This window comes from Microcystis sp. LEGE 00066 (assembly GCF_015207925.1).
GTDB classification, from domain to species: Bacteria; Cyanobacteriota; Cyanobacteriia; order Cyanobacteriales; family Microcystaceae; genus Microcystis; species Microcystis ichthyoblabe_A.
The window spans coordinates 1-9,324 of the sequence record NZ_JADEVX010000168.1; the positions used below are offsets into that span (position 1 = coordinate 1).

6 protein-coding genes are annotated in these 9,324 nt (G+C 43.7%); 2 read left to right on the plus strand and 4 right to left on the minus strand.

The window, feature by feature from the left end; translation table 11 throughout:
* Positions 1–249 precede the first annotated feature (249 nt).
* Both murD and IQ224_RS18590 read left to right on the plus strand, forming a co-directional pair.
* Positions 250–1,599: a UDP-N-acetylmuramoyl-L-alanine--D-glutamate ligase gene (gene murD / locus IQ224_RS18585; RefSeq protein ID WP_194033338.1), complete on the plus strand. Its 1,350-nt coding sequence runs from the start codon at positions 250–252 to the stop codon at positions 1,597–1,599.
* Between the two features lie 156 nt (positions 1,600–1,755).
* On the plus strand, positions 1,756–4,383 hold the full coding sequence (locus IQ224_RS18590) for a family 10 glycosylhydrolase (protein ID WP_194033339.1): 2,628 nt from the start codon (positions 1,756–1,758) through the stop codon (positions 4,381–4,383).
* A gap of 168 nt (positions 4,384–4,551) precedes the next feature.
* On the opposite strand, the gene rpsU is transcribed toward IQ224_RS18590, so the two are convergent.
* From rpsU to sufD, 4 genes are all read right to left on the minus strand, one after another.
* Positions 4,552–4,734, minus strand: coding sequence for a 30S ribosomal protein S21 (rpsU, locus tag IQ224_RS18595; RefSeq protein ID WP_002738938.1), 183 nt, complete (start codon positions 4,732–4,734; stop codon positions 4,552–4,554).
* A gap of 382 nt (positions 4,735–5,116) precedes the next feature.
* The gene (locus tag IQ224_RS18600; RefSeq protein ID WP_002747762.1) at positions 5,117–6,622 is read right to left on the minus strand and encodes an RluA family pseudouridine synthase; all 1,506 of its coding nucleotides are present in this window, start codon (positions 6,620–6,622) and stop codon (positions 5,117–5,119) included.
* 33 nt (positions 6,623–6,655) lie between these two features.
* Entirely contained in the window at positions 6,656–7,918 is a 1,263-nt protein-coding gene (locus IQ224_RS18605) for a SufS family cysteine desulfurase (protein WP_002747760.1), read from the minus strand.
* A gap of 55 nt (positions 7,919–7,973) precedes the next feature.
* Complete coding sequence (gene sufD, locus IQ224_RS18610; RefSeq protein ID WP_002747758.1) at positions 7,974–9,299, minus strand: Fe-S cluster assembly protein SufD; 1,326 nt, start codon at positions 9,297–9,299, stop codon at positions 7,974–7,976.
* Between the last annotated feature and the right edge of the window lie 25 nt (positions 9,300–9,324).

The window sequence follows — 9,324 nt, forward strand, 5'->3', positions numbered from 1 at the left end:
ATGTACGATTAGGGAGGGAAGTTATCGTTTTTCTAAGATAACTCGACCGACCCAACTGCAACAAAAAGCGTTAGATTTATTGGGAGTTTCCCTGATTTGTACCCAGTAACGGGGCGGCGGAAATTCTTTTAATCCCTTCTACAGCACAGATTATGGCTTTTTGTCAACGGGGAAGTCCAGAAATAAGGTCACAATCCACAGTAGGATAGAGATTGCTAAAAATTGACTCTTGAGTAGAGTGACAACAAGATGGCGAAAGCGGCGATTATTGGATTGGGAAGATCGGGAATAGCGGCGGCAAGATGCTTAAAACGGGATGGTTGGCAGGTGACATTAAGCGATCGCTCCGATTCTCCCAGTTTACAAGCACTGCAAACCAATCTGGAAAGCGAAGGAATTATTGTCAATCTTGGTCAAAATCTCAGTCTAGAGACTTCAGACTTGCCTAATCTTATCGTGGTTAGCCCCGGCGTGCCTTGGGATGCCCCAATTTTAATTACTGCCAGAGAAAAAGGCATCGAGACGATCGGAGAATTAGAATTAGCTTGGCGTTATCTGCAATCTTCCCCTTGGTTGGGGATTACGGGAACTAACGGCAAAACCACCACCACCGCCCTCTGTGCTGCTATTTTTCAAAAAGCGGGGTTAAATGCCCCTTCCTGCGGTAATATCGGCTATGCTGCCTGTGAATTGGCTTTAAAAGCCGATAAATACGATTGGATTATTGCGGAGATTAGTAGTTATCAGATCGAGTCCAGTGGGGATTTATCGCCGAAAATCGGCATCTGGACAACTTTTACCCCCGATCACCTCAGTCGTCATCAAACCCTGGAAAATTATTATCAGATTAAAGCCTCTTTACTGCAAAGAAGCGATCTCCAAATCCTCAACGGTGATGATCCCTATCTGCGTCAAATCGGTGTTAGTCAATGGCAACAAGCTTATTGGACTTCTGTGAAAGGCAAAGAGGCGCTTTTGGGCGATCCTAGTCGTGGTGTTTATCTGCAAGATAACTGGATCGTGGCTTTTGGGGAATTAATTGCCCCAGTTAATCTCCTGAAAATGGTGGGTAGTCACAATCAGCAGAATTTGCTTATGGCTGTGGCCGCCGCTAGATTGGCAGCAATCGAGAAAAAAGCCATTACCGAAGCGATCGCCACTTTCCCCGGAGTTGCCCATCGTCTAGAGTACATTTGTACCTACAAAGGACTAGACTTTATTAATGATAGTAAAGCAACTAACTACGATGCTGCCGCCGTGGGTTTACAATCAGTCCCGGGTCCGGCGATTTTAATTGCGGGAGGAGAAGCGAAAGCAGGGGATGATCGGGCTTGGATCGCTGAAATTAAGGCAAAAGTCGCCACTGTGCTGCTGATTGGTGACGCTGCCGCCGATTTTGCCCGTCGTTTACAGTCAGCAGGTTATCAAGATTATGAATGTGTAGAGACGATGGACAGGGCAGTTCAACGTGCGGCTGAATTAGGACTGGCAAAAGAGGCTAAAGTGGTGTTATTATCCCCAGCTTGCGCTAGTTTTGACCAATACCAAAGTTTTGAACATCGCGGCGATCACTTTCGGCAATTGTCCTTACAGTTGTAGGGAGATGGGGGAATGGGGAAGTGGGGAAACTCAACTAAAACCCTAAAACCCCGTTGCGGACGGCTAAGACGTAATTTTTGTTGCCAAAGATACTATTTTTTGGCTAAGTTGGGTAAGATCAGGAGGAGTTAACCAAAAAAATTAAGAGAAAAAAACGTGCTGGGATCGTCCTTCCGTCGTGATCATCTTTTTAACAAGCCCCTAATTGCCTGTCTTTTGTCCTGTGTGGGTGTCTTGCTACCGATCCCAGTTTTAGCGACACCAGTGGCAGTGTTAAAAAGTCAAGAAAATGCCAATCAATGGACAGATATAACTGATCGTTTGCAAAATGTCGGGGTTAATTACTGCATTCTCCAGAGTAATCAGTGGCAAAGCGACACGGATTTAAATAAAATTAAGGTTCTAATCATCCCCAACGTCGAGACTATTTCCGGTTTACAAGCTGATGTCTTGAGTCGTTGGCTTAATCGCGGTGGTAAAATTATTGTCACCGGTCCAGCGGGGAATCTTTCGGAACCTGCTGTGCGGAATCAACTGCGATCGCTATTCGGGGCTTACTGGGCTTATCCCCACCCTCAAGCTTACACCCTGCGACCGACTAATTTAGGCGAACTGAAAAACCAAAAACCTTTAGCCAGCAGTCTCCTCGGTGGTGTGGTTATCCCCACGGGAATTAATAGCCAAACCGTTGCCGTCTGGGGGGCACGCAATAATCCCCCTGCCGTTGTCCTCAATAATAACTCGATCTTTCTCGGTTGGCGCTGGGGCAGCGATGCCGTGGCTAATCTCGCCCTCGATAGCGCTTGGCTAGAAACCGCTCTGCAACGCTACGGCATTAATCGCAGTTCTTCTCCTAGCACAATCGCGCCCTATTGTCAAGGGCAATCAACAATAGTTAATAATATTAATAATACCCCAACAGCGACCGCACCCCGTCGCCCTTTACCCCAGATTTTAGAAAATCCCCCCAGTGAAACAGCGAGATTAAGTCCGAATACCGAGGCAATTCTCCCCAGAGCGAGCCTAACTTCTCAACAAATTAGCCAGATGACGGCAGAATTGCAGGGATTAATCGGGCGTTATGGGGCGACTCTCTTAGCTTTAGAAGCCAGTAATAATAACACTTTAACTACCGATAAATCCCTAGCACAAGCATTTCATAATCGGGCAAAAAATTCCCCCACCTCGGATGGGGCGAGACGATTCCGTTTAGCCCTAGAAAATGCCCAAGGAACCTTAAATAATTTTCAGAATTTAATCACTCAGGGGGACTATACCCAAGCGCGGGAATATTGGTTACAAGCGCGGCGAAATCTTTGGGATAATTATCCCACTAATCGACAATTTGCCCAACCAGAAATACGAGCAATGTGGTTAGATCGAGGCACGATCGTACAAGCTAAAAACGAGGAGGATTTAGCTAAAGTATTCGATCGCATGGCGGCAGCGGGTATTAATGTGGTCTTTTTCGAGACAGTTAATGCTAGTTATACTATTTATCCCAGTCAAGTTGCCCCCGAACAAAACCCTTTAACTAGAGGTTGGGATCCCCTCAAAGTTGCCGTTAAATTAGCCCATGAACGCAATATGGAAATCCACGCCTGGGTGTGGGTTTTTGCGGCAGCTAATCAAGCTCATAATAAAGTATTAGAGCAACCATTAAATTATCTCGGTCCAGTTTTATCGCGTAATTCCGATTGGGGTGCAACTAATAAAAGTGGTGGTTCTTTTGATTACAGTCAAGGCACGAAAAAGGCCTTTTTTGATCCTGCTAATCCCGAAGTACAGAACTATCTTTTATCTCTTTACGAGGAAATTGTCAAGAATTACGATGTGGATGGCTTGCAGTTAGATTATATTCGCTATCCCTTCCAGAATCAAAATTATAATCAAACCTATGGTTATGGTAAATCCAGCCGTTGGTTATTTAAACAAATGACAGGAGTTGATCCCATTACTTTAAATCCCCGGGGTGCTTTATGGGAACAATGGACTAGCTTTAAAATCCGTCAGGTTGATACTTTTGTCTCCCAGGTTTCTACTCGTTTAAAACAGATTCGCCCCCAATTAAAAATGTCGGCGGCGGTGTTTCCCCTAGAACAAAAAGAACGGTTATATCGTATTCAGCAAAACTGGGAAGAATGGGGACAAAATCAATGGATAGATATAATATTTTTAATGACTTATGCTCTCGATACAGGGACTTTAGAAGATAAAACCCAGTCTTTATTTGATCGCCAAATTGCAGGAAATGCTCTGATTATACCCGGTATCCGTCTGTTAAAAGTACCCGATCAAGTCACCATCGATCAACTACAATTTATTCGCAATCTTCCCACTTCGGGATTCGCTCTTTTTGCCACAGAAAATCTCAATCCCAACCTGCAAACAATTCTTAATCGCATTCAGGGATCGATAATTACGAAAAAAGCTGAACCTTTACCCCACCGTCAACCCTTTAAAACGGCAGCAGCGCGGTTTAATTCTCTGCGTCAAGAGTGGAGTTTTTTAATAGTTAATAATTTATGGGCAATGGAGGAGCGAACCTTAAAAACTTGGGGGCAAGAAGTGGACGAAATGGCTAATCTATTAGAGCAATTAGCTAATAATCCCAGCCCTCGCAATTTGACTTTAACTCAAAATGCTCTAAAGCGATTTAGCTATCAATTTAAATCTGTGATGTCCAGACAAAAAGATTTATCTGCCTATCAAATACAAGTCTGGGAAAATCGCCTCGCAACCCTACAAAGTCTCCTAAGTTATGGTCAAAGGGTTGAGTTTTAAGTAGTCGTGCAGAATTAATTTCCCAGTAGAGATAGGCACTCTGGCAAGAGACAGCCATCAGTTGTTTTATCCCTACTCCCCTACTCCCTAATCTGTTTCCCAACCCCCAAAACCCGATCAAAATAAAAGACAGCCAGAAGCCTTTATTCAGCTTCTGACTGGTGGAATTTAACGACGACGGGTTCTTTGTCGTCTTCGGGCTACTGCTTTACGCTTTCTCTTTTCTTGAGGGGTTTCAAAAAATTGATGCTTTTTGATATCCGCATAAATTCCCGCTTTCGCTACCTGTCGCTTAAAACGACGTAGGGCTGATTCGATCGCCTCGTTCTGACCAACTACCACTTGGGTCATTAACCTAATTCACCTCCTGTAACTGCTCTCTGCCTAAAAAATGCCAACTTCTCATTATAGCACAATCTAGCGTAAAAAGCGATCAAGTCCGCCTTTAATTAGGGCGAAGGCATCTTAAGAGATATCCTGCAAAAGTCTTATTCAGCCACCTGATGATAGCCTAAAGCAAGTTCATAATTGTCAATGCCAGCAAATGGCTCTCTTATTCTTTGTGTGATCAGTTTAACTTATATAGGAGAGAGCGATCTTTGTGTCCTTTGTGTCTTTGTGGTTTGTTCGACTCGCTCGCCAGGATAACTGCATCTTAGAATACATTTTACCCACCAAACCGAAGAGAGCCAGCAAATTTTTGGCTCCGCAAGAAGTTGAGATTTTATAGCTCTCAAAAGGGAGTGGGAATGATCAGATCAAGTTTATTTTCGGTCTGAGGATGACGAAAAGATAATTGTTTAGCGTGTAGGTATAAACGGTCGGACTGCTTACCATTATACAAAAAATCGCCTAAAATTCCTATCCCTAATCCCTGTTGACTATGAACGCGAATTTGATGGGTTCTTCCCGTGTAGGGAATAAATTCGAGGCGAGAATAATTGCCTTCTTTACCGACAACTTTAAAATAGGTTTGACTAGCTTTTCCCCTTTGCCAGTCCACAGTTTGATAGGGTCGATTTTGCGGATTTCCCCAGAGAGGTAGGTCAATTATACCCGATTCTCGCTCAATAATTTCTGATAATATAGCTTCGTAGATTTTCTCCACTTCTCGCCGTTGAAATTGTTGGGATAAACAACGATAAATATCTAAACTTTTAGCTAGTAATAATATACCAGAAGTTTCTCGATCTAAACGATGAACGGGAATGAGATTTTTTCCCTGACGACGAAACCGATTAACCACAGCATCTTGACTATCTTGATAACGTCCTGCTACCGATAATAATCCTGCGGGTTTATTAATAGCAATTATTCCCTCGTCTTCGTAGATAATTTCTAGGGATGAACGTAAACCAGAGAGTAAAAAACCCATGAGAGGTTGACATCTTTCTTGACAAGCGCCATAAAATTCTCCCTGTTTTCTATCTCGATTCGATTCTCCCCACCAAAATTCGGCCATGGCGATGGGTTTTAATCCTTTCATGGCGGCATAATTTAATAATTTCGGGGCGCAACATTCCCCTGTTCCTGTCGGTAACAAATTACTGCCCATCAATTTAGCTAAGGAGAGAGATTGTCCAGAAAAGTTATTTAAACAGTAGGATTGATACAGCAATTCCTGTAACTGTTTGGAGAGGTTTCTACGCTGTTGCTTAAGTTCAATAATTCTCTGATTGGCGAAGTTTATTTTATCAATTAAGGGGTCTAAAACTTTTTTTTGTTCCTGTTTTAATTGCTTTCTTGCTCTTTTTTCCTGACGACTGATATTATTTAAATTTTCTAATTCTTCTGGCTTTAAATTTCCTAAATTTCTTAATCTATCTCGTTCCTGTTTATGGTTTTGATGTTGTTGCTGTAAAGCTTGTATTTTGCGCTCAAAATTTGCTTGATTGAGTCGATATAAATTATGTTCGGGAATTGATTGTAGGGTGATAATTTCCTGTTTAATTGTTTCTAAAAGTTGTAAAACTCGCTCTTCCTCCCGAATAATTTTTTCTCTCCCCACTAGGGACGGAACCCAGCCGGTGGCTTCTCCCTGTCCAGAAAAAGCTTTTAAAATTTCTATTTCGCCAGCAGCATTTTCTCCTAATAAAATTCCATACATTTTACCTTCAGGATTGGTGATAGTTGTCATCAAATCTTGGGCAATTTTTTCAGCCAAAAGAGTGCGGGGCAAGCGCAATAACTCGCCCGTTTCGCGACAAATTCCTTGATAATAATAAGTAACTTCCTTCACTCTTTAATAACAGGAAAATGGCTAGAAATCCCCCTAAGAAAAACAATTGGCAAAGAAATCGATAGTTTCCTGTAAAGCGACAATAAAGCTATCAATTTCTTCGCGGGTATTATAAAAATATAGACTTGCCCGTGCGCTGCCGGAAGCATCAAAAAGGCGGTGTAGAGGTTGGGTACAGTGATGACCGGAACGAATAGCGATTCCTTCGTGGTCTAATAAAGTAGCTAAATCACTAGCATGAATCCCTTCCACATTAAAGGCGGCTAAACTAGCCCGACCTTGGCCCGTTAAACTAGGTGGCGGCCCGTAAATTCTTAAACCCTCAATTTCTCCTAATTTTTTGAACAAATAGGCGGTTAACTCTTCTTCGTAGGCATGAATATTATCCATCCCTAAACCCATTAAATATTCTACCGCAGCACCGAGGGCAATCGCTTCGCCAATAGCGGGGGTTCCCGCTTCAAATTTGTGGGGCAGTTCGGCACAGGTAAAATGGTCTAAATAGACTTCTGCAATCATTTCGCCACCACCAAAAAAGGGCGGCATTGCCTCTAAAATCGCCTCTTTGCCGTACAAAAATCCAATACCGGTGGGGGCGCACATTTTATGACCACTAGCCACCAACCAATCACAATCTATGGACTGCACATCAATGGCTAAATGGGGGACACTTTGACAGGCATCAATTAATACTTTCGCCCCGACTTGATGGGCAAGGCTGACTATTTCGGCAACGGGATTAATACAGCCTAATGTATTGGAAACATGAAGGACAGCAACTAATTTAGTTTTCTCAGATAACAAGGATTTATATTGTTCTAAATCAAAGCTTTCGTCGCTGGTTAATTGCACATATTTAATCACCGCCCCCGTCTTTTGGCAAACAATTTGCCAGGGGATTAAATTACTGTGGTGTTCCATCACCGAGAGAATAATTTCATCCCCTGCTTTCAGGGTATTTAATGCCCAACTGTAGGCGACTAAATTAATCGCTTCCGTGGCGTTGCGAGTATAGACAATTTCCTGACGAGAAGCGGCATTAATAAACCTAGCCACCTTATCTCTGGCTCCTTCGTAGGCTTCCGTTGCCCGGACACTTAAAGTATGCGCCCCCCGATGCACATTGGCGTTATCTTTTTCGTAATAGTTTCGCAGGGTTTCTAATACTTGAATCGGTTTTTGGGAAGTGGCGGCACTATCGAGATAGATAAGGGGTTTATCGTGTACGGTTTGATGGAGGATAGGGAAATCGGCGCGGACTTTTTGGGCGAGGGTTTTTTCTTGGATAATTGTCATTTTAGTCAGGAGTCAGAGGGGTACTTTGGGCGGGTTGACACCCACCCCGGTAGAGTTATTCCACACTGCGACAGGCGACGCATTGCCCCAATCTTTGGCGGAGGGATTCTAGAGGAATTTTAGCTAAAATCTCGGCCGAGAAAGCATCAATTAACAAACTGCGGGCGGTGTCGGCGCTTAAGCCCCGGCTTTGCAGATAGAATAAATCATCGGCTTCCAGTTGGCTAATGGTTGCCCCGTGGGAACATTTGACGTTATCGGCGGTAATTTGTAATTCCGGTTTGGTGTTGACTCGTGCCTTGTTAGAAATTAACAAATTCCGATTTAACTGGGAGGCGTTGGTTAATTGGGCGGGTTTGGGAACAAACACTTTACCATTAAAGATGGCGTGAGCACTACCATCAACGATACATTTATGCAGTTGGTTGGCGATGCCGTGGGGATGGTTGAGATAGATGGCGCTGTGGGTATCGGCGGTTTGTTGTCCGGTAATCATGGCTAATCCGTGCAGATTTGTCTCGGTTTGTTCGCCTTTTTGCAGGATATCGAGGTTATGACGGCAGAGTTTAGCTCCTAGATTTATCTCGTTGAGAGTGTAACGGCTATCGCGCCCTTGTTCAATTATCGTGCGTCCGATGTGAAAACCATCTCCCGATTCCCGTTGTACTCTGGTATGGATGACCTCGGCGTTGGCTTCGAGGTAAATTTCCGTGACAGCGTTGGTAAAATAAGAGTAATTTACAGGTAAATCGGAGCAATGTTCGGCTAAAGCTCCGTAATTCTCGATAATATTGACACTGGCTCCCGTTTCCGCCACGATGAGGTTATGGGGCTGATAAAAGCGGGGAATTTCCTCCACAACGGTTATAAATAGGAGATGTATCGGGGTTGTGACGACGGTGTTAGCGGTGACGTGAATTACTGCCCCATCGCTTAAACCAGCTTGGTTGAGTGCGGTAAAAAATTCGGGGGTTTTTTCTTTCCCTAGATAGTTGACAAGAACATCTTTTTGTGCATTGGCGAGATTGCTGACCCTGACACCGGAGGGTAAAGCGGAGATATCGGACAATTCAGGCTGATAAATGCCGTTAACGAAGACTAAACGGCTGTTTTTGGCTTCAGGCAGCAAAAAAACAGCTAGGGCATTTTTATCGATTGTAACGGGTTGGGGGGCGCGAAAATCGATCGCCCAGAGTTGACTTAAATCGGTGAATTGCCATTCTTCATCTTTTCTGCCAGGAATGGCTAATTCTTGAGCTTTACTGGCTCCCGATTCTCTTAATTCGAGAATTTTACCGTTATCGATAGTGGGAACCGTTTCTCGCGACAATTTTAACAATAATTCTCCTGATTGTTCAGGTTTCGTGATTATGGCTGTCATTGGTAAGAGGGGGTGGGGTGTGGGG